Below are 25,000 nucleotides of genomic sequence, written 5' to 3'. Positions count from 1 at the left end.
AATCGTGTTGTCGCTGGTTCGAGCCCAGCAAGAAGCGCCATTTTTTTATTTTTTGTAAAAGATAAAATTGAAGGAGAGAATTCTATGGGAAATACTACAGGGCAATTTTTTCAAGAAAATTTAGAAAAAGCAAAAGAAAAGAAAAGACAAAAAATTAATAGATTAAAACAAAGAAGGTTTTCAATTTTTCTAATAGCGATTATATTAATGGTACTAAGTTCAATAAATATGGTTAGTGCAGCATTTTATATGAAGCCAGAAAATATAAAAAAACATTTTTTGTATATTTTAATATTTTTTATAATCTATTTATTTCTTGGAAACATAGGTAAGATAAAAAAATATAATTTGACATATAAAATTTTAAGTGAAAGAAAAGTAAATGGAATAGTTTTTTTAACAAGTATAGTCATTTTATTAGGAATGTATATAGGTGGGAAGATGGGGTTGTCATTTATTCCAAAAATAAATGGAGCTTATGGATGGATAAATTTGGGACCAGTATCAATTCAACCAGCAGAGATACTAAAATGTGCTTTTGTAATAAATATGGCAAATTGCTTAGCTAGAGCAGAGGATAATGATTTATCTGAAAGTGTTACAATCATAAATTCGTTGATATATCTATCAGTATACGGAGTTCTAATCTTAGCTCAAAAAGATATGGGAACAGTGATACATTATTTTTCAATTTGGGTATTTATGATTTTTATGAGTAAATTAAAAGATAAATGGATTTTAAGGGTTGGAACTGCGGGGATTACTTTAGGAATAACTGGTCTTGCTGCAGTATATAAGTTTGCCTCAGAAGAGGGGGCATCGTACAAGATAATGAGAATAAAAAGTTATATAGATGGACTTTTCTTTGGTAATTATTCAGATGACTATGGGTATCAAGTGAAACAATCCGTATATGCCTTTGGGAGTGGTGGCTTCTTTGGAAAAGGATATGCGAATGGTGTTCAAAAATACAGTTATCTTCCGGAGATACACACAGATTTCATAATGGCAACTTTTGGAGAAGAATTTGGAATTATTGGAATGTTTGTTGTAATAGGGTTATTTTTTGCACTATACCATTTAATAATAATTACAGGAAGAGAGAGTAAAAATTATTTTGGAAAATATTTAGCTATGGGAATTGGAGCACAAATAATAACACAAGTAATAATAAATATATTTGTGGCTGTGGGGTTATTTCCTGTGTTTGGATTGCCAATGCCATTCTTTAGTTACGGAGGAAGTGCGATGGTAACTATGGGGATTGCTCTTAGTTTAATTCATAGTATAAATATTGATGTAGATATTTAATAGATTACTTATTTATTAATAAGAAATTGCTTTTTAAATGTAAAAATGATATACTTTAATGTAAGAATATAGAGGATAAATATAAGGTAAGTAGTAAGAGATTAAAGCTAAATTTTTTAGTTTTAGTTCCTTATTATTTGCTATATTTATCCTCTACCAATTTAAAAGGAGGAAACTTAATGTTTAATGAAGTAAGTTTAAGCTTAGAAATAGGTGGAAGACAGTTAACGTTAAAAACTGGAAAAGTAGCAAGACAATCGAATGGTGCTGTTATGCTTCAGTATGGAGACACAATATTATTAAGTACAGTTAATAGAAGTAAAAGTGCAAGAGAAGGAATAGACTTTTTCCCTTTAACAGTTGATTATGTAGAGAAATACTATGCTGCAGGAAAATTCCCTGGAGGATTTAATAAAAGAGAATCAAGACCATCAACAAACGCAACATTAATAGCAAGATTAATAGATAGACCAATAAGACCAATGTTCCCAGAAGGATTCAAGTATGATGTGCATGTTGTAAATACAACATTATCATACGATGGTGTTTCAACACCAGATTTCATGGGAATAGTTGGATCTTCAGTAGCTTTAACAGTATCTGATATTCCTTTCTTAGGACCAGTAGCTGGAGTAGTTGTAGGAATGATTGACGGAGAGTTTGTTTTAAATCCAACTCCTGAGCAATTAAAAGTGAGTGATTTAGATTTAACAGTAGCAGGAAGCATGGATGCAATAAACATGGTTGAGGCTGGAGCGAGAGAAGTAGATGAGGAAACAATGTTAAAAGCTATAATGTTTGCTCATGATAATATTAAAAAATTATGTCAATTCCAATTAGAGTTCGCAGCTCTTGTAGGAAAAGAGAAAATTGAATTTACAGCACCTGAAGTAATGCCATTAGTTAAAAACTTCATTGATACAAATGGAGCAGCTCAATTAAAAGAAGCAGTTTTAACAACTGGAAAGAAAGCTAGAGAAGAAGCTGTTGACGGATTAGAAGAAACTTTATTTGAAGCTTTCGTAGCAGAAAACTTCGGAGAAGAGGAAGTGCCAGCTGATGTAGTAGCAGAGTTCGCAAAGTACTACCATGATTTAATGAAAGAGCAAGTAAGAGATGCTATTCTTTACAACAAGCATAGAGTTGACGGAAGAGCAACTACAGAAATAAGAGATTTAGCTGCTGAAGTAGAAGTTTTACCAATCGTTCACGGATCAGCTTTATTTACAAGAGGAGAAACACAAGCTTTAGTTGTTGCAACTTTAGGAACTAAAGAGGATGAGCAACTAATTGATGGATTAGATGAAGAGTACTACAAAAAGTTCTACTTACACTATAACTTCCCTCCATACTCAGTTGGAGAAACAGGAAGAATGGGAGCTCCAGGAAGAAGAGAGTTAGGACATGGATCACTAGCTGAAAGAGCTTTAAGCTATGTATTACCTTCGATTGAAGATTTCCCATATACAGTAAGATTAGTTTCTGAAATAACTGAATCTAATGGATCATCATCTCAAGCTTCTATCTGTGGAGGATCATTAGCTTTAATGCACGCAGGAGTACCTATTAAAGAGCACGTAGCAGGAATAGCTATGGGTCTTATCAAAAAAGGTGACGACTATGTTGTATTAACAGATATCATGGGTCTAGAGGATCATCTAGGAGATATGGACTTTAAAGTTGCAGGAACAAAAACTGGAATAACAGCTTTACAAATGGATATGAAAATAGCTGGAATCTCTGAAGATATCATGAGAATTGCTTTAAAGCAAGCATTAGATGCAAGATTACAAATCTTAACTTTAATGAACTCAACTATTCAAAATACAAATGAGTTAGCACCAACAGTTCCAAGAATTCACCAAATGGTAATTCCAAAGGATAAGATAGCTGTATTAATCGGTCCTGGAGGAAAGAACATTAAAGGAATTATAGAAGCTACTGGAGCAACTATAGATATAGAAGACGATGGAAGAGTAGCAATATTCTGTCAAGGATTAGACGTTCTAGAAAGAACAATAACACTAGTAAACGGATATGTAAAAGATGTTGAAGTTGGAGAGGTTTATACTGGTAAAGTTGTAAACATAGCTAAGTTCGGAGCATTCATGGAGATATTACCTGGAAAAGAGGGGTTATTACATGTATCGGAAATCTCTTTAGAAAGAGTAGCTAATGTTGAAGATGTATTAAAAGTTGGAGACACATTTGAGGTAAAAGTGATTTCTACTGAAAACGGAAAAATAAGTTTAAGTAGAAAGAAATTATTACAGGAAATGGCAGCTGAATAATTTTTAAATTAAGGGGGATAACACAGAGGACTTCAACCTCTGTGTTATTTTTCCGTAGAGTATAGAGTAATGTAAATTGAAGGATGGTAAAAGATGAAATTAGGTTTAATAAGTTTAGGTTGTAGTAAAAACTTAGTTGACAGTGAGCACTTAATTGGGCTTATGGTAGCTAGAAAAGGATTTGAAATAACAAATGATTTAGAGTTAGCAGATGTTGTGCTTGTAAATACGTGTGGATTTATAGGAGATGCTAAGGAAGAATCAATTCAAGCTATATTAGAAGTTGCTGAGAAAAAAGCTACAGGAAATGTAAAAAAAATAATTGTTGCGGGATGTTTAGCACAAAGATATGCAGACGAATTAATAGCTGAAATTCCTGAGATAGATGCAGTTGTAGGAACTGGTGAAATTCATAAAATTGAAGAGATTGTAGATACAATATTAGCAGATGAAAAAATAATCAGATGTGAAACTTTTGATTTCTTAGCAAACGCAGGAACTGAAAGAATATTGACTACAAATCCGCATACAGCTTATTTAAAAATAGCTGAAGGATGTAACAGAAGATGTACTTACTGTATAATTCCACAATTGAGAGGAAACTTAAGAAGTAGAACGATTGAGGATATAGTGGAAGAGGCTAAAGCATTAGCAGCAAATGGTGTAAGAGAGATAAACTTATTAGCTCAAGAAACGACAGAATACGGAATTGATTTATATAAAAAGAAAGCTCTTCCAGATTTAATAAAAGAGTTAGTAAAAGTTAAAGGAATCGAATGGGTAAGATCATATTACATGTTCCCTAACTCTTTAACAGATGAATTAGTAGAAGTTATAAAAAATGAACCAAAAGTATGTAAATACTTTGACATACCAATTCAACATATATCTGGAAATATTTTACAAAATATGGCTAGAGCTAAGTCAGGAGATCATATAAAGTCGATTTTAAATAAAATTAGAACAGAGATTCCTGAAGCAACAATCAGAACAACAGTAATAGTTGGATTCCCTGGAGAAACAGAAGAAAACTTCGAAGAGTTAAAAGATTTCGTAAGAGAGTTCCAATTTGATTATGTTGGAGTATTTAAATATTCTAGAGAAGAAGGAACTGTTGCTCATGATTTAGCAGATCAAGTACCAGAAGAGATCAAAGAAAGAAGATGGGCAGAATTAACAAACTTACAAGCAGAAATAGCTGAAATCAAAAATAGATCAATGATAGGGAAAGTTGTTGAAGTTATGATTGATGGAGTATCTACAGAGAGTGAATTCATGTTAGAGGGAAGAACAAGAGGTCAAGCTTTAGATATTGATGGAAAAGTTTTAACAAACGATGGAACAGCTAAGCAAGGAGAAATCGTAAAAGTAAAAATAGAACAAAATTTTGAATATGACTATATAGGGGCAATTGTAGAAAACGAAGTTAAGTAGTCTAAAATAAGGAGGGGTCAGTCTTGAATTTGCCAAATAAACTTACAGCAATTAGATTAATATTAGCAATACCTTTTATATACTTTTTACAAGAATCGGCCAATGTTTCACAGAGTAATTTATACAGATTGATAGCATTTGGAATATTCATATTTGCATCATTAACAGACTGGTTAGATGGATATATAGCTAGAAAATATAATTTAATAACTGATTTAGGAAAAATAATGGATCCACTGGCAGATAAGATACTTGTTATTTCAGCATTAGTTATTTTTGTTAAGTTGGATTATATTCCTTCTTGGATGTCTATTGTTGTAATAGCTAGAGAGTTTTTAATAAGTGGAATAAGAACTATAGCTGCAGCAAAAGGTGAAGTGATTCCTGCTGGAATTTTAGGAAAATATAAAACAACAACTCAAATGATTGTTATCATAGTAATGTTATTCTTTGGTTTAGGAAATACTCCTGAAAAAATACAATTGTATAAAGTGATATATTTCTACGCAACACTAGTTCCAGTTATTTTAACAATCTGGTCTGGATGGGAATATTCAGTGAAAGCAAAGCATTATTTTTTAGGAGAGGAATAAGGAGAAAAATATGGGGTTAATTTATAGGTTAATAAACTTAGCTTTTGAAATTATGAATATACTTATATTAATAAGAATAGTAATCTCTTGGCTAGCACCATACTCAAGAAATGATTTTACAAATCTTGTTTATGCTTTGACTGAGCCAATCTTAAAACCTTTTAGAACTTTAATACCAATGGGAAATGTTAGAGTAGATTTATCACCATTATTGGCTTATTTTGCTTTGAAGATTCTAAGATATATTATTTTTTATTTATTATAATAGAATAGAGAAGCCGTTGGCTTCTCTATTTTTTGTAGGAGGAACAAAATGCACGAAATAGAAAGTGAATACCACATACCGGTATTGTATTACGAGACGTTAGAAACATTAATAACAAATAAAGATGGAGTATATGTTGACTGTACTTTAGGAGGAGGAGGACACTCTGAAGGTATATTAAAAGAGATTAGTGATAAAGGAAGACTTATCTCAATAGATCAAGATGATCAGGCGATAGAGTTCGCTAAAAAAAGACTTGAAAAATATGGAAAGAAATGGTCTGTATTTAAAAGTAATTTTGAAAACATAGAGAAAGTACTTTATATGGCTGGGGCTGATAAAGTTACTGGAGTACTTATGGATATAGGTGTTTCATCAACACAATTAGACGATCCAGAAAGAGGATTCTCTTATAGATATGATACAAGATTAGATATGAGAATGAACAGAAGTGATGCCTTATCAGCTTATGAAGTTGTAAATGAATATGAAGAATCAGAACTTACAAGAATCTTCTTTGAATATGGAGAGGACAGATTTGCTAGAAAAGTTGCTAGACTTATATGCGAGAGAAGACAAGAGAAAGCTATTGAAACAACTGGAGAGCTTGTAGAGATAATAAGAAAAGCTTATCCTCCAAGAAGTGAGAAGCATCCAGCTAAAAAAGTATTCCAAGCTATAAGAATAGAGGTAAACAGGGAGTTAGAAGTTTTAAAAAATGCAATAACTAAATCATTTGATAATTTAGAAAAAGGTGGGCGTTTAGCAATAATAACTTTCCATTCATTAGAGGATAGAATAGTAAAAAATATGTTTAGAGATTTGTGCACTGGATGTAAGTGCCCAATTGAATTACCAATTTGTGTTTGTAACGAAAAACCAAAAGGAAAATTGGTGAATAGAAAACCGATAACTTCAGGAAAAGATGAGTTACAGTTTAACAATAGAGCACACTCAGCAAAATTAAGAGTTATAGAAAAACTATAAAATTTTAAAGGAGAAACCTAATGAAGAGAAAAAAAGTTTTATTGACAACAGTTGGTATAATTTTAATCTGGTCATTTTATGGGTATCTTATAAGAACAATCTCATATTTAGAAAAAAACAATCTTAAGCTTGAAAGAGAGTTAAGAGAGCTTGAAAAAGAGAGAAGTAAAAGAATATATGAGTATGATTTACTTATGGACTTAAGAAAAATAGAGCAAGAGATGAATAAGCAAAAAAATATGGTTATATCGGAAAAAATAAATTTCTTTAAAATAGAAGATGGCTCTTTTTAAAAAAATAGGAGAGTATATATGAAATTAGAAAAAGGTCAAATAATTGAAATAAAAATAGAAAAAATTGTTTATGGTGGAGAAGGATTAGGATATTATAATGGTGAATTTGCTATGTTTGTTCCTATGTCTGTACCTGGAGATGTTGTTAAAGCAGAAATAATATCTTTAAAGAAGAGTTATGGGAGAGCTTTAATAGTTGAGATTATAACTGCAGGAGCTGAAAGAATTCAAAATTTGAATTGTATAACATTTGAAGATTTTCAAGGTTGTGATTTTGGAATGTTAAATTACTCAGCTCAAGTAAAATATAAAAAAGACATGGTTGAGGATGTAGTTAGAAGAATAGGTAAAAACAATGATATTACAGTTGAAGAAACATTGGAATCACCTATTGAAAAAAACTATAGAAATAAAGTTGTAGAACCATTCTCTTTGAACGGCAAAGAGATTATAACAGGATTTTTTAAAAGAAAAAGCCATGATGTATTCCAAGTTGAAGATAATATGCTAAACTCTGTTTTAGGAAATAAAATAATTACTGAATTAAAAACAATATTGAATAATTCAAAAGTAAGTGTTTATGACGAGAAAAAACACAGTGGAGTATTAAGACATATAATGGTGAGAACTAACTCTTTTAATGAGGCGATGGTCGTTCTTGTTGTGAATGATACTAAAGTAACTGAAACTATAAAAAACATTTTGAAAGAGTTAATGGGTAAAATATCTGAAATAGCATCGGTTTATGTATCTTTAAATGACAGAAAAACAAATGTAGCTATAGGAAATAAAAATATTCTTGTATATGGAGAGAAAACAATAAAAGAGGATATATCAGGAATTCATTTTAATATATCACCAACTTCTTTCTTCCAAATAAACTTAGAACAAACAAGAAGATTGTACGAGTTGGCAATTAGTATGTTTGAAAATATTGAAAATAAAAGAATAGTAGATGCTTATGCTGGAACAGGAACGATAGGAATGATTCTATCTAAAAAAGCAAAACAAGTTTATTCAATTGAAATTATCGAGTCGGCAGTAAAAGATGGAATAAAAACTGCTAAAGAAAATAATATAAGTAATGTTGAATTTATATGTGGGGATGTAAATAAAGAACTAGGAAAACTAATAAAAGCTGAAGCTGTAGATTCAATAATATTAGACCCTCCTAGAAAAGGAATTGATGAAGAAAGTCTTTTAAATATAGCTAAAGTTGGCATAAAGGAGATTATATACATATCTTGTAACCCATCAACTTTTGCAAGAGATGTAGAAATTTTAGAAAGAGAGGGATATCAGTTGGTTAGAGTCAAACCTGTAGATATGTTCCCTCAAACAAGTCATATAGAAGTAGTGGGAAGATTAGTTAAAAAATAGGAGGGTTTTATGGAGAAGTTTTTAATATTTGCAGTAGTTGCATATGTATTTGGTTCATTACCTTGTGGGGTTTGGCTTGGAAAAGCTACAAAGAATATTGATATAAGAGAGCACGGAAGTAAAAACTCTGGGGCAACAAATGCATATAGAATTTTAGGTCCAAAGTATGGTATAATGGTTCTAATATTAGATGCTTTAAAAGGTTATCTTCCATTATACTTAGCTAGTAGCTTCGGTGTAGATGGAATCCATATAATATTATTAGGGTTAGTAGCAATATTAGGACATACGTTTTCGTTCTTTTTACATTTTAAAGGTGGAAAAGGTGTTGCTACAAGTTTAGGAGTTTTTCTTTTCTTAATGCCAAAAGTAGTTGGAATACTTGTATTGATATTCATATTAATAGTTGGAATTAGTAAATATATCTCTTTGGGATCGGTTGTATGTGCAGGGTTGCTACCAGTACTAGCATATTTTTTCCCGGTTAGAGATGTGTCTACAAGAATGCCACTAGTAATAATATCATTAGTAGTAGGAATATTTGTGATATATAAGCACAAAGCTAATATTCAAAGACTTATGGATGGAAAAGAAAATAAATTTAATTTAAAGTAAGGAGATAAATTAAATGGAAAAAGTAGTTGTAATTGGAGCAGGAAGCTGGGGAACAGCTTTAGGAATGATTTTGGCAAAAAAGGAATATGAAGTTACAATGTGGGAGCACAACAAAGAGATTGCCGAAAAATTATCTTTAGAAAAAGAGAATAAAAGGTTGCTTCCAGGAGTTAAGTTTCCAGAAAAATTAAAGGTAACTTCAGAAATTGATGGACTTTTAACTGGTGTTAAATACATTATTTTTTCTGTTCCTTCACAAGTTTTAAGAGGAGTTATGGCAAAAATATCTCCACAAATTGAAGAGGGAATGATTTTAATAAATACGGCGAAAGGGATAGAGGTTTCTAGTGGAGAAACACTGTCGCACGTAATGAAGGATGAGATAAAAGGTAAATATCATAAAAATATAGTTATTTTATCGGGACCAACTCATGCTGAAGAGGTTGCACAAGAGTTACCAACAACAATAGTTGCAGCAGGAGAACTAGAGAATGCAAAAAAAGTTCAAGAGTTATTCAATACTGAGAACTTCAGAGTTTATGTAAGTGAAGATATAGCTGGAGTTGAACTTGGAGGAGCTGTTAAAAACTGTTTAGCAATTGGAGCTGGAATAGCAGATGGATTAGGCTATGGTGACAATGCAAAGGCAGCACTTATAACAAGAGGAATAGCAGAGATGATCAGATTTGGAAAGGTTATGGGAGCAGATGAGCGAACATTTTCAGGTTTAACTGGGATTGGGGACCTAGTTGTAACTTGTGCTAGTCAGCATAGTAGAAATAGATATGTTGGAGAGAGACTTGGAAAAGGAGAACATATAGATGATATTTTAAAGAGTATGGTTATGGTAGCAGAAGGTGTTCCAACAGTTAAAGCTGTATACGCAAAAAAGCTTCAACTAGGAATAAGCATGCCTATTGTCGAAGCAATTTATGGTATTATTTATGAAGGGGCAGATACAAAAGAGAAGGTTAAAGAGTTAATGACAAGGGAATTAAAAGAGGAGTTTTATTAAAAAGAATTGTATTTGAGTAGTTACATGAGCAAAGATCAGAAAAAGCAACACGGAAATTCAAAATAGAAAAAGATAACTAATGAGGTATGGGGTGTATATGACAGAAAAAGATTTAGTTTCGTTTTATCTAGATGATATAAAAGAGTATGAAGTGTTAGACAAAGATGAAGAGGTCTCTCTATTAAAAAGAGCTAAAAATGGGGATATTGAGGCTAGAGAAAGATTGATTTTATGTAATTTGAGATTAGTAGTAAATGTTGCTAAAAAATATGGAAATAAAGGAATGGGGTTTATCGATCTAATAAGTGAAGGAAATTTTGGCTTAATACATGCTATTGAAAAATTTGATGTAGAAAAGGGCTATAGATTTTCAACATATGCTGTTTGGTGGATAAAACAAGCTATCAGCAAAGCTATTATAAGTAAAGGACGAGAGATAAGAATACCATCTTATAAACACGATTTATTAAATAAGATAAATAAATTTATAATGGATGCTGTTATGCTAAAGGGGGATTACCCAAGTATATATGACATTTCAGATGGATTAGGTATAAATTTAGAAAAAGTTCAGGATTTAATGGTTGAATTCCAAGAGACGGTATCTTTAAGTTCGCCGATAGGTGAAGATATTTATTTAGAGGATACAATAGCTAGTGAAACACATAGTGACTTAGAGGATACTATTATAAGAGATATAAGTGCAGAGCAGATAAATGAGATTTTAAATAAACTTAATGAACGTGAAAAACAAATTTTAAAACTTAGATTTGGATTTGATGGAAATCAAATTCATACATTAGAAGATATCGGTCAAAGTTTTAGTATAACGAGAGAGCGAGTAAGACAAATCGAACAAAAAACATTGGAAAAATTAAGAATACGTTATAGTGACTTACTGAAAGGAAACTATTACTATTAAAAGCAAGGAGGTTTAAATTGATTTTAAAAGTTAATAGACTAGAATTTTTAAAAAAAATAAAAATTGTAGAAAAAGCTATAAATGAAAATAAGATAAGGCCTATCATATCTTATGTTTACATTGAGACAAGAGAGAATAAACTTTGGTTTTGTGGTACAAACTTAGAATTGACAATTTCAACTCATATGGAGTGCGAAATATTAAAAGAGGGAAAAGCTGTATTTCAGCATCATTTGGTTGAAGAATATCTTAAAGAGATTAAAGATGAGATTATAACATTAAATATAGAAGAGGATGTTTTGACAATTGAAACGTCAGATTCAGCTTCGGAGTTTATATTAATGAATGCAGAAGAGTTTCCAAAAATTCAAGAGCCAGAGTTAAAAGATGAGGAGTTTGAGTTTAAATTAAAAAAGGTAGCATTAGCGGACTATTTTGATAAAGTAAAATTCTCGGCATCGATGTCAAGTGATAACCTATCAATAAATTGCATCAGATTAGAGATAGAAGAGAATAAAATTAAATTTATATCGACAGATACTTACCGTTTAACATATTTGGAGCACGAGTATTTAGACAACGCTGGAATATTTAAAGTGAGTATTCCTATAAATACAATAGATGCAATGTCTAAATTATTAAGAAATGGAAATGAAGATGAAATTGCATTTACTCAAAAAAATAAACAATTATACTTTAAGCTAGGGAATATCTCTATAGTAAGTAGAGTAATCGATTTACCTTTTCCGAATTATAAAACAATATTAGAAGCTAGTGGATATAATAAAAAATTGCAAATAGATAGAGTTGAATTTGAAAAAATGCTTAAAAGAATTCAAATATTTGTAAAAAATAATTCAGAATCTAAATTTGGAGCTATATTTACACTTTCTAATGGAACAATTGATATTGAAGGAATCGGAGAGATAGCAAAAGCAAAAGAAATTGCAAAAGTAAATTATGAGGGAGATAGTTTAAAAATCTCTTTAAATGTAAAGTTCTTATTAGAGTTTATTCAATCAAGTGATAGAGATGTTATAACATTAGAGTTTACAACATCAAATAGTGCTGTAAGAACAAGAAATATACAAGAAGATAATTATACTTACATAGTGATGCCTTTAGCTTTGAAAGACTAGATAATAAAAACTAGCTTACAGGGTGAGCTAGTTTTTTATTTTGCAAAGAGAAATGCTTTATGGTATAATTTGGATAATATTTTTTCATTTAAGGAGAAATAATGAGCAAATTTTATATCTTAAAAATCATTTATGAACTTCACTATTTCAGGTATTTACTGGAAGAGTTACTATTTAAAAATCACACTGACAATAATAGTGCAAAAAAATTTATCGAATTTAATAACAAAAAAGTATTGAATTATATAAAAAAAACTCAAATAAATAAAATTGCAATATTATTACCTCATTGCATTCAAAAATATGATTGTAATTTAAAAATAACAAATAATGTAGAGAATTGTAAAAAGTGTGGACTTTGTGACATTTCTGAAATTGTAAAGATTCAAGATGAGTTTAGTAATATTAATGTGAAAGTAGCCACTGGAGGAACATTGGCACGAATGTATTTAAAAGAGTATAGACCAAATCTAGTTATAGCTATAGCTTGTAAAAGAGATTTAACTTCGGGAATTCGAGATTCATTTCCAATGCCAGTATATGGCTTATTTAATAGAATAGTGGAAGGACCATGTAAGAATACAAGGGTAGCTGTGAGTGAAATAAGAAAGGTATTAAGAGAGGTGGGGACAAGGTGAGAAAACTTAAACTATTTATAGCTGGAGTTCTAATATGTTCAGGATTGTTAGCTTCTGAAAAAGAAGATATTAAATTCTTAGACGAATTATTTCTTCAAAAAAAATATTCTATGGCACTTCAAGAGTCAAATAATTTTATAACAAAATATCCTCGTTCAAAGTATATCAAAAATATCAGAATAAGAATGGGGCAAGTGTATTATGTAGAAGGAAGATACCAAGAGTCTATAAATACTTTAAATGGATGTTTAAAAGAGTTAAAATTAACTCAAAATGAAACAAATAATATTTATCTATATTTAACTAAATCATATATTGGATTAAAAGATTTTGAGACAGCAACTAAGGCTGCAAACTTAATAAATAAAACTACTGTAGAAGGTAAAAATGATTATGAAGAAGCTCTTTTAGCTGTTGGAAAAGGCTATATGGATAATAAGGATTATATTAGAGCACAAAGAGAACTCACAAGTGCGCTTAGTTTACAGGGAAAAAATTATGAGGATGTTGTTTTAAATCTTGCTTTAGCTGCTTATAATAATTCTCAATATATAAAAACAATTGTTTATTTAGATGAGTATTATAGAGGTGGAAAAGTCGGAATAAATCAGGAATTAGTTGATTACTTATACGGATCTTCATATTACAAAACGAATGAATCAACAAAAGCTCTAAATCATTTTAGAAAAGTGAAAGATAGTAAAAGTAATTCAGAATACAAAACACTATCAATTTTAACGATGATAGAAATTTATTTAAAGCAAGGAAATTCAAAAGAAGCAGAGAGTATATTGTCAACATTGGCTTCTGATCCAAAATTGTATAATATAGCTCTAAAAAGTTTTGGTGACTTTTACATAGTTAGAGGTTCAAATGATAAAGCTTTAGAATACTATAATAAAATTACAAATAAAGATATCGATGTAATATATGGAATAGCTCTTTCACAATATAGAATGAAAGATTATAGAAGTTCATTAGAGAACTTTAGACGATTATACACAACAAAATATAAAAACGAGAGTATATACTATCAACTTTCAATTGAATATTTAAATAAAAACTATAAATGGGTTTTAGGAAATAGAAATTTACTTACAGGATTAAACTTGAAAAGAGAGGAAGAGATTGCAATCAACAATTTAGTTGCAGCATCTGCTTTTGAAGAAGGCGAATTTAAAATAGCTGAAGATTACTATAGAAAAAACAATACTATTGCTCCAACAAAAGAATCTTTATATAGATTAATTGTAACATTGAGCAAAACAAAAGATAGAGGAGCTTTAAACACATCAATATCAGAGTTTAATTCTAAATACCCAGGAGATCAAGAATATAAGAAAAACATAACAATAATAACTTCAGATAATCTTTTAGCTGAAGGTAAAGGTGAAGCGGCAGTAAATTTATATAAAGATTACTTAGCAACAAATAGGGATTCTGATATAGTTTCGAATTTGATTGAAGTTATGATTGCTCAGAAAAAGTATAATGAAGTTATGCAATATTTAAATATGCAAGATGCTTCTTTAGAAAATACATACCAGAAAGGAATTGCTACCATGGGTATGGGACGATATGAAGAAGCGGATATGTATTTTAAGCAGATTGTAAATAATACTCAATCAGCAGACAAAGCACTATATGAAAAAGCTAATTATAATGTAATAAAAAATTATTTCCTTTGGGAAAAATATGAGGACGCTATTTCATCGGGTGAAAGTTATATAGCTGGAGATAATCTTTTTGCTTTAGAAGATGTAGTTGATAAAGTGGCAATAAGTTATTTTAGATTAGATAATCCAGAAAAAGCTAGAGAATATTTTGAAAAATTAAAGTTAGTTTCAAGTATGGGAGATTATGCTCAATTCCAAATAGGAGAAACTTATTATACAGAGAAAAAATATAAAGAAGCTATAGATGCTTATAAGATAAGTGCCCATGAATCAAAAAATCCTGAATACAAAGAAAAAGGTCTTTATTGGCAAATATCTTCATTATATTTATTAAAGGACAATAAAGAGTTTGAAATAAAAAGTAAAGAATTCATAAGTTTATATCCTAACTCAAGATTAAAAGATAATATACTTTTAATGGAGGGAGAGTTATACGGTATTTCTGGAAATAGTTCAAACAGTTTAAAAACTTATGAAAAACTTTATAGTGAGACAAAAGATGAAACATTGAAAGAGAAATCACTTATGAAAGTTATAGAGTTATCTCAAAGTACTAAAAATCTTCAAAAAGAGTTAGAATGGATAAATAAAATAACGAATGATGATAAAAAAAGTTATTATATGGCTAACCATTTACAAAGGGAGAAAAAAATAGAGGAAGCTAAAGTCGAATTTGAAAAGTTAACATCTAGTTCGTCGTATAAAGATTATGCTGCAATAGGTTTAGGAGATTATTACTTTACAAAGAAAGATTATAGTAACGCAAAGCCATATTATGATTCGGTTATTTTACTAGAAAGTAGTGCGTACAAGGATAAAGCTTTATTCCAAGTAGCAAATATAGAAAAAGAAACAGGATTATTAAACGAAGCTGTAAGAAATTATACTAAACTATATCTTTTATATCCAACAAGTGAGTTTGCATTAGAATCAAAAATAAGATCTGCTGAAGCATACGAAGGGTTGAATAGTTTTACAGATGCAATAGCACAGTATGATGAACTTTTAAAAACAGAGAGCAAAAATAAAGATTATTTCTTAGAGAAATTAATTTTCTTAAATTTAAAAATTGAGAAAAAAGATAACGCAAAGAAGTACTATGAGCAGTTAAAAAGAGAGAATGCAAGTCTTTCTGAAAAATACAAAGATTTTTTTAACGGAGGAGAGAACATATGAAAAAATTAGTTATTACAGGATTAATGATTTTATCTTTAGGAGTTTTTGCTAATGAGGATGTTATTATTGACAAACAGGTAACAGGAGTTAATAAGGAGCAATTAGAAAACTATCCAAAAGAAAGTAATGTTCAACTTGAAAAGAAAGTTATAAAAATAGAGGATACAAATATAAATGCAGATAAATTTAAAGATCAAAAACAAGTTATTCAATTAAATGAAAATAATGACTCTTTAAATAAAAGCTTAACAGAAACAGAAACTAAAACTCCAATATGGAAGTATATAATAGGGGTTGTAGCTTTAGTAACATTAGGAATAGCATTATAATAAAATTGCGAGAGAAAAATTAGGAGGTTCTAGAATGTACTGGTTAGTAAATGGTGGAATACTTATGTATTTTATAATTTTTATGTCAATATTAGGTGTTTATGCAATTATTGAAAGAGCGATTTATTTTAAAATGAATGAAAATATAGATATGTCAAGAATAAGACCTATATTACGTAATGCAATTGAAAAAAATGATATTAAAGGAGCTATCACAGCTTTAGGAAATCAAAAAAGTTCAACTGCAAAAGTAATCAAAGAAGTTTTAATCTATTGGTATAAAACAAGAAGTACAAACGTTGAAACTTTAGAGGAAAAGGCAAGAGAAATCGCTTTAGCACAAATTCCAAAGTTAGAAAAAAATATGTGGTTACTATCAGTAGTTGCTCATACGACACCGTTGATTGGACTGTTAGGAACAGTTACAGGGATGATAAAAGCGTTCCAAGCTGTATCGGTACACGGAACAGGAGATGCTTCAGTGTTAGCAAGTGGAATATCTCAAGCTCTATTAACAACAGCAGGTGGATTATTTGTAGCGATTCCATCAATCATTTTATATAACTACTTCAATAAAAAAATTGATGACCAAATAAATGATATGGAAAAAGGTAGTGCGGAACTAATAAACTACTTCAGAAAATAGAGGAGGGGGAGCATGAAACTTAACAGAATTAAAAGAAGATCAGGTAATTCTTTAATCCTTGAATTAACTCCCTTAATAGACGTAGTATTTTTACTATTAATCTTCTTCTTAGTTGCAACAACATTTGAAGATGTAAATAGTAGTATAAAAATAGATTTACCTACATCTACTGTAAAAAGTGCTAAACCAGTTAATGAATTACAGCTTATTATAACTAAAGATAGAGAGTATTTTATAAGTTATAAAGATAAGGGAACAAGTAAGAGAGATAAAATAAATGCTAGAGATATGAAAAATGCTTTAGCTCAGAAGTTAGCAGAATCAGATGATAAAAATGTCATTATAAGTGCAGATAAGAGTGTAAACCATGGTATAATTGTAGAAGCTATGACAGCAGCCAAAGAGGCGGGAGCTATCTCTTTAGATATAGATACAGCTTCGCCTGGAAAGTAGGTGCACATCTATGAAGAGACAAAATAGTGATTTAAAAATACTTATATTATCAATAGTAATAAACCTTCTTATTTTGTTTTTAATCCCGGGAATTAAGATAGATGAAATAGTTGATAAGAAGTTAAAAGTAGGATTAGTAACACTTGAAACGACAACAAAAAAAACGACAACAAAACCGGAACCTAAAAAGAAGGTTACTCCTGTAAAAGAGGAGAAAAAAGAAGAAAAAAAGGTTGTTCCTAAAGAGGAACCAAAACCAATAGAAGCAAAACCAGAAGTAAAAGAAGTTAAAAAGTTATCGTTAGATGATTTAGCTAAAAATATAACAAAAAGAGAAACAGAGTTTTTAGCAATAGATACACCTTCAGCAAGAGAGATAAATAGTGATTTAAAAAATGAACTCTTAGACAAAAAAAGTTTAGAAGAGATTCAAAAAAGACCAACAGTTGATCCAACAAAAGATATAAGAATATCTAAAGATGAAAATGTTTTAGAAAAAACAATGGAGTATCAATTAGATAATAGTTCTAGGGAATTAGCCTTCGAAGGTGAGGGAGAAGAAGAGTTAGGATTTAAGACAATGGTTGAAAAAAATGGAGCTGATGGCTTACCAAGTGGTTATAGGCTTGGAGTTGAAGATGGTGACGTTGTAGCTAGATGGGATCAAAATAATAGAGAACCAAGATATCCGGAAGCGGCTCAATTGAGAGGAATGCAGGGTAGAGTATTATTAAAAATACAAATAGATGAAGCTGGAAAAGTGACATCAGTATTTATAGAAAAGGGTAGTGGAGTTCCAGAGATAAACATGGCTATTGAAGAGATTGCAAGAACTTGGAGAATATATTTAACAAAAAATGGATTAAATATAAAAGGGAATGTAACATTAGAATATAGCTTTAAATTATTGGGGGCTTCTAATTAGAAGTAAAAATTAGAGGATGGTGAAGAGATTTGACTCTTTTAGGATTTAGATTAGAAAATGAATTAAAAGACGAGTTAGAAAGTAATTTTGAAAATGAATTGAGGTTTGCAGAAAATATAAGCTCTTTTATGGAATTATTAAAAGAGAGAAAATATGAAGCAGTTGTGATAGATGAAACAAACTTACAACAAGATGCTTTAGTAAACCTTGTAAAGAAAATTACGGAAACACATAAAAGATCAGTAATTATAATAATGGGAGAAACATCTAATTTAAAATTAGTTGCGGGAGTTATAAAAGCTGGAGCATATGACTATATTTTAAAACCAATTAGTCCGAAAGATGTTAATAAAATCTTAGAAAAAGCAGTTAAAGATCATAAACTTTTAGCTGAAAGAGTGGATAGAAACAAGAATACTGGTGATAAACTGATAGGACAAACGAAAGAGATTGTTGAAGTTTACAAAATGATTGGTAGAGTTTCTAATAGTAGAATACCTGTTCTTGTTGTGGGAGAGAAAGGAACAGGAAAAAGTAGTGTGGCAACTGCAATTCATCAATTTAGTGATTGGAGTTCAAAACCATTTTTAACAGTTAACTGTACTTCTTTCCAAAATAACTTATTGGAGAGAAAACTATTTGGATATGAGAAAGGTGCCTTTGAGGGGGCAGCTTTCTTACAAGTAGGAGATTTAGAGAAAGCCAATGGCGGAACGTTACATTTAGGAAATATTGAATCATTAAGTTTAGATATGCAATCTAAAATTTTATATCTTTTACAAGAGGGTGAGTTCTTCAGAATGGGAGGATCAGAACCGATAGAGATGGATATAAGAATTGTTGCAACAACAAGTGAGAATTTAGAGGAATTAATAAATAAGAAAATGTTTATTGATGAGCTATATAATAAGTTAAAAATATTAGAAATTAACATTCCTCCTTTAAGAGATAGAAAAGATGATATTCCATTTATTATCGATCATTATCTAGCTAGCTGCAACGGGGAGCTACATAAATCAGTTAAGGGTGTTAGTAAACCTGCGATGAAGAAGATAATGAGATATGACTGGCCAGGGAATGTAAATGAATTAAAAAATGCGATAAAATCAGCAGTTGCTCTTTGCAGAGGAAGTTCTATATTAATAGAGGAGTTACCAGGAAATGTAACGGGAAATAAAATCTCTAAAAGAAAAGGAGATAACCAAAGTTGGGTATTGACAGATTGGATAGAGGGAGAACTTTTAGGATTAAAAAACAATAAACAGAATAACTATTATGGGATAATCATATCAAAAGTAGAAAAAGAGTTAATACGTCAAGTTTTAGAGATTACAAGTGGTAAAAAAGTTGAAACTGCTGAATTACTTGGAATAACGAGAAATACATTAAGAACTAAGATGAATAACTATGGCTTAGAGTAAAATCTAAGCCTTAGGAGGAAAAATGCACGTAACATTATATAGAAAATATAGACCTAAAGGTTTTGAAGAGATAGCTGGAGAACATGAAATTGTTCAAACTCTAAAAAACTCTTTAAAATCAAACAGATTAGCACACGCTTATTTATTTACAGGACCTCGTGGTGTTGGAAAAACATCTATAGCTAGATTGATGGCAAAGGGTTTGAATTGTTTGACGAATGGAATAACGGATACACCTTGTAATATCTGTGAAAATTGTAAGGAGATTTCATCAGGAAACTTTTTAGATTTAATAGAGATTGATGCAGCATCAAATAGAGGAATAGATGAAATAAGACAGCTAAAAGAAAAAATAAACTATAGTCCTACAAAAGGTAGGAAGAAAGTTTATATAATAGATGAAGTTCATATGCTAACAAAAGAAGCATTCAACGCCCTATTAAAAACTTTAGAAGAACCGCCAGAACATGTCCTATTTATTTTAGCAACTACAGAACCCGATAAAATATTGCCAACAATTATTTCTAGATGTCAAAGATATGACTTTAAAAGTGTAAATTATAAAGATATGAGAGAAAAACTTTTATATATTGTCAATAGTGAAGGCTATGTAATAGATGAAGCAAGCTTAGTAGCTATATATGAAGCTTCTGGTGGAAGTATGAGAGATTCAATCTCAATACTAGAGAGATTGATGATAAATACAGAAGACAAAACTATTGAAATTGAAAAGACGGAAGATGTTTTAGGAATAACACCTATAAAAATAATAGATCAATTTATTTCAGTTATAGAAAAATCAAATTATTCTGAGGGGATTGAGCTATTAGAAGATATTTGGAAGAACTCTATTGATATAGAATTATTTTTTAAAGATTTAGCAAAAAGATCAAAAGATAGAATGATAAAAGGTGACTTAGATATTCAAAAAGGATTAGAAATAATAGATACAATATACGATATACTATCTAAATTCCGTCATGAAGAGGATAAAAGGCTTGTAGGGTATGTAATTCTGAATAGACTTACAGAGAAGAAAGAAAAAGAGATTATAGTAGAGAAAATAATCGAAAAAGTTCAAGAACCAGTAGAGATATTTGAAAATTCTTTAACAGATAAAATTGAAGAGTCACAAACTATTACAAAATTGTCATATGAAGAGGTAAAAGGTTCGTGGAATAAAATAGTTGATGAAGCGAAAAAAACTAAAATAACATTTGGAGCATTTTTAGTTAAAGCATATTTTAAAGATTTTACAAACAACACTTTAATTGTAGGTTTTTCAAATGATCAAAGTTTTGCTAAAAATATGATGGAATCAGAACCTTATAGATCATTATTCTTAGATGTAGTTAGAAAAGTTTTAAAAACAAAAATTATGATAAAATATGAATTACAAGAGGTTAATAGAAGTAAAGAGAAAGTAGAGGGAGAGGATTTCTCTAAAAAAATAATAGATTTTTTTGGAGGAGAAATAATATAGCTTAACAAAACTCTACCTTTATGGTATAATTATCCTGAATGTATTTAGGAGGAACAATGTTTTTGATAACAGGAGTAATAATAGCAGCCTTATTTTTAGTTTCAACACTGATGCCTTTTCTAAGTTGGGTATTACCTTTTTACAAAATAAAAAAATTAGAAAATGCAGATATGAAAACAAAAATTATAGCAAACATTATAGCTTTAGCTGCTATAGCTTGGGTAGATGTAAACTATCTTATTACTTATATAGGAGTTTTTTGTCTAATAGAATTATTGTATTATTTATTTAAAAAATATGGTGAAAAATTAGGTGAGTTTGATAAAATTTTTATTACGAGTTTGATAGTGGGTTCTTTAGTTTGTGCATATATATATTTTAATAGAGTCGGATTTAATATAGGGTTTGAAAATCTAAAAAATATGTATGTACAAAAGACAACGTTTACTCAATATGAAGTTGATATGGCTTTTAAATTTATGAAAGAGAATTTTATATATTTAATTTTTGCATATATGGGAATGACAGTATTTTTAACAAATTATTTTTTAAATAAAGAAAATTTTATGAATTGGGAAGCATCATATATGTGGCTAATACCGTATGTAATATTGTTCTTTATAAAAGAATACACTCAATTTAAAGGAATAGTTATAGAAAATACAGTAGAAGTTTTAAAGATTATTTATATAATGTATTTTATAAAAATAGTTGCGGGAACATTGAATGAAAAAGTAAAAAAACAATCTTTATGTTTCACAGTAGGAGTTTTCTTAGCGTTAATCTCTCCGGAATTTGCATTTATTTTTGGTGGATTAGCAAGTGGAATAAAAATAAAAATAGTAAAAACAAGAAGATAATTTAGGAGGAATTTTTATGTCAAAGATACAAGTAATTTTAACAGCAGATGTGGCAGGACAAGGAAGAAAAGGAGAAATTGTAAGTGTTTCTGAAGGTTATGCAAAAAACTTCCTATTAAAAAATAATAAAGGTATAGTAGCAACTCCAGAAGAGTTAAAAAAGATAGAGAATAAAAAATTAAAAGATGCGAAAAAAGCAGAAGAAGAAAAGAAAAAATCAATAGAGATAAAAGCTCTATTAGAAAGCAAGAAACTAGCAGTAACTGCAAAAATTGGAGATAACGGAAAGCTATTTGGTGCAATAACTAATAAAGAGATTTCAGCAGAACTAAAAAAAGAGTTTGGATTAGATATTGATAGAAAAAAAATAGAGTGCACTATTAAAAGCTTAGGAGAACACAAAGTAGTTGTAAAATTACATACAGATGTAAAGGCTGAGGTTTTAGTGGTAATAAAAGGATAGTGAAATATGGAAGATATAGAAAAACTTAGAAAAATTCCAAGTAGTTTAGAAGCTGAAAGATCTGTTTTAGGAGGAATATTTTTAAAACCAGATATATTTAGTGAAGTAATAGAGGTAATTCATTCAGCAGATTTTTATAAAATGGCTCATAAAATAATTTTTGAAGTGATGCAAGAGGTTTATAATTCTGGAGAATCAATCGATCCAATTATAGTAATGGATAGATTAAAAAGAAAAGATAAGTTTGATGATATTGGTGGAGAGGCTATATTCTATGAGATAATAGAAGAAGTCCCAACGGCTGCAAATATTTTAACTTATGCAAAGATTATAAAAGAGAAAGCTACTTTAAGAAAACTTGGAGATATAGGAACTAAGATAGTAGAGATGACTTATGAAGGTTACGAAGATGTGGATACTATTTTAGATAAAGCTGAGGGAATGATATTTAAAGTTGCCGAAAGCAAAGAATCAAAAGATATAATAAGCTTAAAAGAAGTGGTAACTAATGAGTTTGAAAGATTAGAACAACTTCTTCAAAATAAAGGTGTAACAACAGGAATATCAAGTGGATTTAAACATTTTGATGAAATGACTAGTGGATTCCATCCATCAGACTTAGTAATTCTTGCAGCAAGACCATCAATGGGTAAGACAGCCTTTGCACTTAACTTAGCTTTAAATGCAGCAATGAAGGCTGGTAAAGGCGTTTTAGTATTCAGTCTAGAGATGTCTAGCTCACAATTATTACAAAGACTTCTAGCAATAGAAGCTGGAATAGGATTACAAAAAATAAGAAATGGTTTCTTAGGTGAAGATGATTGGGGAAAATTAGGAATAGCTAGTGGAAAATTAGCGAATGCTGAAATCAATATAGCAGATGTTCCGAATGTAAATGTTTTAGAGATTAGATCGATTGCTAGAAGATTAAAAGCTGCAGGAAGATTAGATATGATCTTAATAGATTATCTACAACTTATAAAAGGAACAAGTGGAAAATCAGATAATAGACAGCAAGAGATTTCAGATATTTCGAGATCTCTAAAAGGTATAGCAAGAGAATTAGATATCCCAATAGTAGCTTTATCACAGCTATCTCGTGCTCCAGAACAAAGAGCTGATAGAAGACCAATGCTATCGGATTTAAGAGAATCAGGAGCAATTGAGCAAGATGCGGATATGGTTGTGTTTTTATATAGAGATGATTACTATAATGATGAATCAGAGCAAAGAGGTATAACTGAAGTTATTATAGGGAAGCAAAGAAATGGACCGGTTGGTACTGTGAACTTGAAGTTCTTCCATGAAATTACAAAGTTTGGAGATTACACAACTAAGGTTGAATAGAGAAAGGTGAGAGAAAAGAATGAAAAGAGCAGAATTATTAGCTCCAGCAGGAAATATGGAAAAGTTAAAAATGGCTTTCCACTATGGAGCAGATGCAGTATTCTTAGGTGGAAAGATGTTTAACTTAAGAGCTGGAAGTCATAACTTTAATGACGAGGAATTAAAAGAGGCAGTAGATTATGCACACTCTATGGAGAAAAGGGTGTATGTGGCATTAAATATAATACCTCATAACGATGAACTAGATTTATTACCAGATTATGTAATGTATCTAGAGAAAATTGGAGTAGATGGAGTTATAGTTGCAGACTTAGGAGTATTCCAAGTTGTAAAAGAACATACAAACTTAAACATAAGTGTAAGTACTCAAGCAAGTAATACAAACTGGCGTTCAGTAAAAATGTGGAAAGATTTAGGAGCTAAAAGAGTAGTTTTAGCAAGAGAGATTTCATTAGATAATATAGCTGAAATTAGAGCTAAAGTACCTGATATTGAGCTAGAAGTATTTGTGCATGGAGCTATGTGTATGTCTATTTCAGGAAGATGTCTATTAAGTAACTATATGACTGGTAGAGATGCTAATAGAGGAGATTGTGCTCAATCATGCAGATGGAAGTATAACTTAGTTGAAGAAACTAGACCGAATGAATATATGCCTGTTTATGAAGATGAGAGAGGAACTTATATATTCAACTCGAAAGATTTATGTACAATAGAAATAATAGATAAGATTCTAGATTTAGGTGTGGATTCACTTAAAATAGAGGGAAGAATGAAGGGTATTTATTATGTTTCAAATGCTGTAAAAGTATATAAAGACGCATTAAATAAATACTATTCTGGAGAGTATGAATACGATCCGACTTGGATGGAAGAGATTCAATCAACTTCAAATAGATCATATACTCAAGGATTCTACCATGGGCAACCAGGAGAAGAAGCTAATAACTACAACGACAGAAATTCATATAGTCAAACTCATCAATTAGTTGCAAAAATTGAGGAGAAGATTGGAGATAATGAATACGTATTAGGTATTAGAAATAGAGTTTTAGAAGGTGAGTCTTTAGAGGTTATAACAACTTCAGGAAAACCAAGAGTTATAACTATGCCAAAAATGACATTAATAACTAAATCTGGAGAAGAGGAAGTAGCAGCAGCTAATCCAAATTCAGTTGTAAGAGTAACTTTAGATGGTGGATTTGAAGCCATGGATATGATTAGAAGAGTTAAATAATAGTAAATAAAAAAGAGGCATTGCCTCTTTTTTATTTTAATTAGTAACTACTCAGCTAGTAACTAATAAAGTTTAATAGGAAAGATACTTTTTTCAAATTA

24 protein-coding genes are annotated in these 25,000 nt (G+C 30.1%); all 24 read left to right on the top strand.

The window, feature by feature from the left end; all coding sequences use genetic code 11:
* Positions 1-1,311 (top strand): FtsW/RodA/SpoVE family cell cycle protein (locus tag L988_RS08915; RefSeq protein ID WP_231549835.1); only part of this gene is annotated, 1,311 nt, incomplete at its 5' end.
* Between the two features lie 179 nt (positions 1,312-1,490).
* Complete coding sequence (gene pnp, locus L988_RS08910) at positions 1,491-3,602, top strand: polyribonucleotide nucleotidyltransferase (RefSeq protein ID WP_047383556.1); 2,112 nt, start codon at positions 1,491-1,493, stop codon at positions 3,600-3,602.
* A gap of 93 nt (positions 3,603-3,695) precedes the next feature.
* Positions 3,696-5,036: a 30S ribosomal protein S12 methylthiotransferase RimO gene (gene rimO, locus L988_RS08905; RefSeq protein ID WP_047383554.1), complete on the top strand. Its 1,341-nt coding sequence runs from the start codon at positions 3,696-3,698 to the stop codon at positions 5,034-5,036.
* 23 nt (positions 5,037-5,059) lie between these two features.
* Complete coding sequence (pgsA, locus tag L988_RS08900; RefSeq protein ID WP_047383553.1) at positions 5,060-5,629, top strand: CDP-diacylglycerol--glycerol-3-phosphate 3-phosphatidyltransferase; 570 nt, start codon at positions 5,060-5,062, stop codon at positions 5,627-5,629.
* 10 nt (positions 5,630-5,639) lie between these two features.
* A complete protein-coding gene (locus L988_RS08895) occupies positions 5,640-5,894 on the top strand; it encodes a YggT family protein (RefSeq protein WP_047383551.1) in 255 nt (84 codons plus the stop codon).
* Positions 5,895-5,942: 48 nt separating this feature from the next.
* Entirely contained in the window at positions 5,943-6,881 is a 939-nt protein-coding gene (gene rsmH / locus L988_RS08890) for a 16S rRNA (cytosine(1402)-N(4))-methyltransferase RsmH (RefSeq protein ID WP_047383549.1), read from the top strand.
* Between the two features lie 20 nt (positions 6,882-6,901).
* Positions 6,902-7,174 (top strand): hypothetical protein, encoded by a 273-nt coding sequence (locus L988_RS08885; RefSeq protein WP_047383547.1) that lies wholly within the window; start codon positions 6,902-6,904, stop codon positions 7,172-7,174.
* An 18-nt stretch (positions 7,175-7,192) separates the two neighbouring features.
* Positions 7,193-8,554 carry a 23S rRNA (uracil(1939)-C(5))-methyltransferase RlmD gene (gene rlmD / locus L988_RS08880; RefSeq protein WP_047383545.1) on the top strand — a complete coding sequence of 454 codons (1,362 nt, stop codon included), beginning with the start codon at positions 7,193-7,195 and terminating at the stop codon, positions 8,552-8,554.
* Positions 8,555-8,563: 9 nt separating this feature from the next.
* Positions 8,564-9,169, top strand: a complete 606-nt coding sequence (gene plsY / locus L988_RS08875; protein ID WP_047383543.1) for a glycerol-3-phosphate 1-O-acyltransferase PlsY — start codon at positions 8,564-8,566, stop codon at positions 9,167-9,169.
* A gap of 13 nt (positions 9,170-9,182) precedes the next feature.
* Positions 9,183-10,184: an NAD(P)H-dependent glycerol-3-phosphate dehydrogenase gene (locus L988_RS08870; RefSeq protein WP_047383541.1), complete on the top strand. Its 1,002-nt coding sequence runs from the start codon at positions 9,183-9,185 to the stop codon at positions 10,182-10,184.
* Positions 10,185-10,281: 97 nt separating this feature from the next.
* Positions 10,282-11,106 carry an RNA polymerase sigma factor RpoD/SigA gene (locus tag L988_RS08865; RefSeq protein WP_047383539.1) on the top strand — a complete coding sequence of 275 codons (825 nt, stop codon included), beginning with the start codon at positions 10,282-10,284 and terminating at the stop codon, positions 11,104-11,106.
* Between the two features lie 17 nt (positions 11,107-11,123).
* Positions 11,124-12,245 carry a DNA polymerase III subunit beta gene (gene dnaN, locus L988_RS08860; protein WP_047383537.1) on the top strand — a complete coding sequence of 374 codons (1,122 nt, stop codon included), beginning with the start codon at positions 11,124-11,126 and terminating at the stop codon, positions 12,243-12,245.
* A gap of 101 nt (positions 12,246-12,346) precedes the next feature.
* Positions 12,347-12,883 (top strand): DUF116 domain-containing protein, encoded by a 537-nt coding sequence (locus L988_RS08855; RefSeq protein ID WP_047383536.1) that lies wholly within the window; start codon positions 12,347-12,349, stop codon positions 12,881-12,883.
* Positions 12,880-15,735 carry a hypothetical protein gene (locus L988_RS08850; protein ID WP_047383534.1) on the top strand — a complete coding sequence of 952 codons (2,856 nt, stop codon included), beginning with the start codon at positions 12,880-12,882 and terminating at the stop codon, positions 15,733-15,735. Before L988_RS08855 ends, L988_RS08850 begins: the two co-directional genes overlap by 4 nt.
* On the top strand, positions 15,732-16,064 hold the full coding sequence (locus L988_RS08845) for a hypothetical protein (RefSeq protein WP_047383533.1): 333 nt from the start codon (positions 15,732-15,734) through the stop codon (positions 16,062-16,064). Before L988_RS08850 ends, L988_RS08845 begins: the two co-directional genes overlap by 4 nt.
* A 34-nt stretch (positions 16,065-16,098) precedes the next feature.
* Positions 16,099-16,710 (top strand): MotA/TolQ/ExbB proton channel family protein, encoded by a 612-nt coding sequence (locus L988_RS08840; protein ID WP_047383531.1) that lies wholly within the window; start codon positions 16,099-16,101, stop codon positions 16,708-16,710.
* A 12-nt stretch (positions 16,711-16,722) separates the two neighbouring features.
* Entirely contained in the window at positions 16,723-17,163 is a 441-nt protein-coding gene (locus tag L988_RS08835) for a biopolymer transporter ExbD (protein WP_047383529.1), read from the top strand.
* Between the two features lie 10 nt (positions 17,164-17,173).
* The gene (locus L988_RS08830) at positions 17,174-18,088 is read left to right on the top strand and encodes an energy transducer TonB (RefSeq protein ID WP_047383527.1); all 915 of its coding nucleotides are present in this window, start codon (positions 17,174-17,176) and stop codon (positions 18,086-18,088) included.
* A gap of 29 nt (positions 18,089-18,117) precedes the next feature.
* Positions 18,118-19,509: a sigma-54 dependent transcriptional regulator gene (locus L988_RS08825; RefSeq protein WP_047383526.1), complete on the top strand. Its 1,392-nt coding sequence runs from the start codon at positions 18,118-18,120 to the stop codon at positions 19,507-19,509.
* Positions 19,510-19,531: 22 nt separating this feature from the next.
* Entirely contained in the window at positions 19,532-20,992 is a 1,461-nt protein-coding gene (dnaX, locus tag L988_RS08820) for a DNA polymerase III subunit gamma/tau (protein WP_047383524.1), read from the top strand.
* A 56-nt stretch (positions 20,993-21,048) separates the two neighbouring features.
* A complete protein-coding gene (locus L988_RS08815; RefSeq protein ID WP_047383522.1) occupies positions 21,049-21,852 on the top strand; it encodes a hypothetical protein in 804 nt (267 codons plus the stop codon).
* Positions 21,853-21,868: 16 nt separating this feature from the next.
* On the top strand, positions 21,869-22,315 hold the full coding sequence (gene rplI / locus L988_RS08810; RefSeq protein ID WP_047383519.1) for a 50S ribosomal protein L9: 447 nt from the start codon (positions 21,869-21,871) through the stop codon (positions 22,313-22,315).
* Positions 22,316-22,321: 6 nt separating this feature from the next.
* Complete coding sequence (dnaB, locus tag L988_RS08805) at positions 22,322-23,662, top strand: replicative DNA helicase (RefSeq protein ID WP_047383518.1); 1,341 nt, start codon at positions 22,322-22,324, stop codon at positions 23,660-23,662.
* 19 nt (positions 23,663-23,681) lie between these two features.
* A complete protein-coding gene (locus L988_RS08800; protein ID WP_047383516.1) occupies positions 23,682-24,899 on the top strand; it encodes a U32 family peptidase in 1,218 nt (405 codons plus the stop codon).
* The last annotated feature ends 101 nt before the right edge of the window (positions 24,900-25,000 follow it).

It is taken from the genome of Cetobacterium sp. ZWU0022 (genome assembly GCF_000800875.1).
GTDB lineage: Bacteria > Fusobacteriota > Fusobacteriia > Fusobacteriales > Fusobacteriaceae > Cetobacterium_A.
This window is presented reverse-complemented; position numbering and strand designations above follow the sequence as displayed.

Excerpts from the sequence above, each read along its gene's own strand:
- pnp (WP_047383556.1), top strand. The coding sequence starts at position 1,491 with ATGTTTAATGAAGTAAGTTTAAGCTTAGAAATAGGTGGAAGACAGTTA.
- rimO (WP_047383554.1), top strand. The coding sequence starts at position 3,696 with ATGAAATTAGGTTTAATAAGTTTAGGTTGTAGTAAAAACTTAGTTGAC.
- L988_RS08895 (WP_047383551.1), top strand. The coding sequence starts at position 5,640 with ATGGGGTTAATTTATAGGTTAATAAACTTAGCTTTTGAAATTATGAAT.
- rsmH (WP_047383549.1), top strand. The coding sequence starts at position 5,943 with ATGCACGAAATAGAAAGTGAATACCACATACCGGTATTGTATTACGAG.
- L988_RS08885 (WP_047383547.1), top strand. The coding sequence starts at position 6,902 with ATGAAGAGAAAAAAAGTTTTATTGACAACAGTTGGTATAATTTTAATC.
- rlmD (WP_047383545.1), top strand. The coding sequence starts at position 7,193 with ATGAAATTAGAAAAAGGTCAAATAATTGAAATAAAAATAGAAAAAATT.
- plsY (WP_047383543.1), top strand. The coding sequence starts at position 8,564 with ATGGAGAAGTTTTTAATATTTGCAGTAGTTGCATATGTATTTGGTTCA.
- L988_RS08870 (WP_047383541.1), top strand. The coding sequence starts at position 9,183 with ATGGAAAAAGTAGTTGTAATTGGAGCAGGAAGCTGGGGAACAGCTTTA.
- L988_RS08865 (WP_047383539.1), top strand. The coding sequence starts at position 10,282 with ATGACAGAAAAAGATTTAGTTTCGTTTTATCTAGATGATATAAAAGAG.
- L988_RS08855 (WP_047383536.1), top strand. The coding sequence starts at position 12,347 with ATGAGCAAATTTTATATCTTAAAAATCATTTATGAACTTCACTATTTC.
- L988_RS08845 (WP_047383533.1), top strand. The coding sequence starts at position 15,732 with ATGAAAAAATTAGTTATTACAGGATTAATGATTTTATCTTTAGGAGTT.
- L988_RS08840 (WP_047383531.1), top strand. The coding sequence starts at position 16,099 with ATGTACTGGTTAGTAAATGGTGGAATACTTATGTATTTTATAATTTTT.
- L988_RS08835 (WP_047383529.1), top strand. The coding sequence starts at position 16,723 with ATGAAACTTAACAGAATTAAAAGAAGATCAGGTAATTCTTTAATCCTT.
- L988_RS08830 (WP_047383527.1), top strand. The coding sequence starts at position 17,174 with ATGAAGAGACAAAATAGTGATTTAAAAATACTTATATTATCAATAGTA.
- dnaX (WP_047383524.1), top strand. The coding sequence starts at position 19,532 with ATGCACGTAACATTATATAGAAAATATAGACCTAAAGGTTTTGAAGAG.
- L988_RS08815 (WP_047383522.1), top strand. The coding sequence starts at position 21,049 with ATGTTTTTGATAACAGGAGTAATAATAGCAGCCTTATTTTTAGTTTCA.
- rplI (WP_047383519.1), top strand. The coding sequence starts at position 21,869 with ATGTCAAAGATACAAGTAATTTTAACAGCAGATGTGGCAGGACAAGGA.
- dnaB (WP_047383518.1), top strand. The coding sequence starts at position 22,322 with ATGGAAGATATAGAAAAACTTAGAAAAATTCCAAGTAGTTTAGAAGCT.
- L988_RS08800 (WP_047383516.1), top strand. The coding sequence starts at position 23,682 with ATGAAAAGAGCAGAATTATTAGCTCCAGCAGGAAATATGGAAAAGTTA.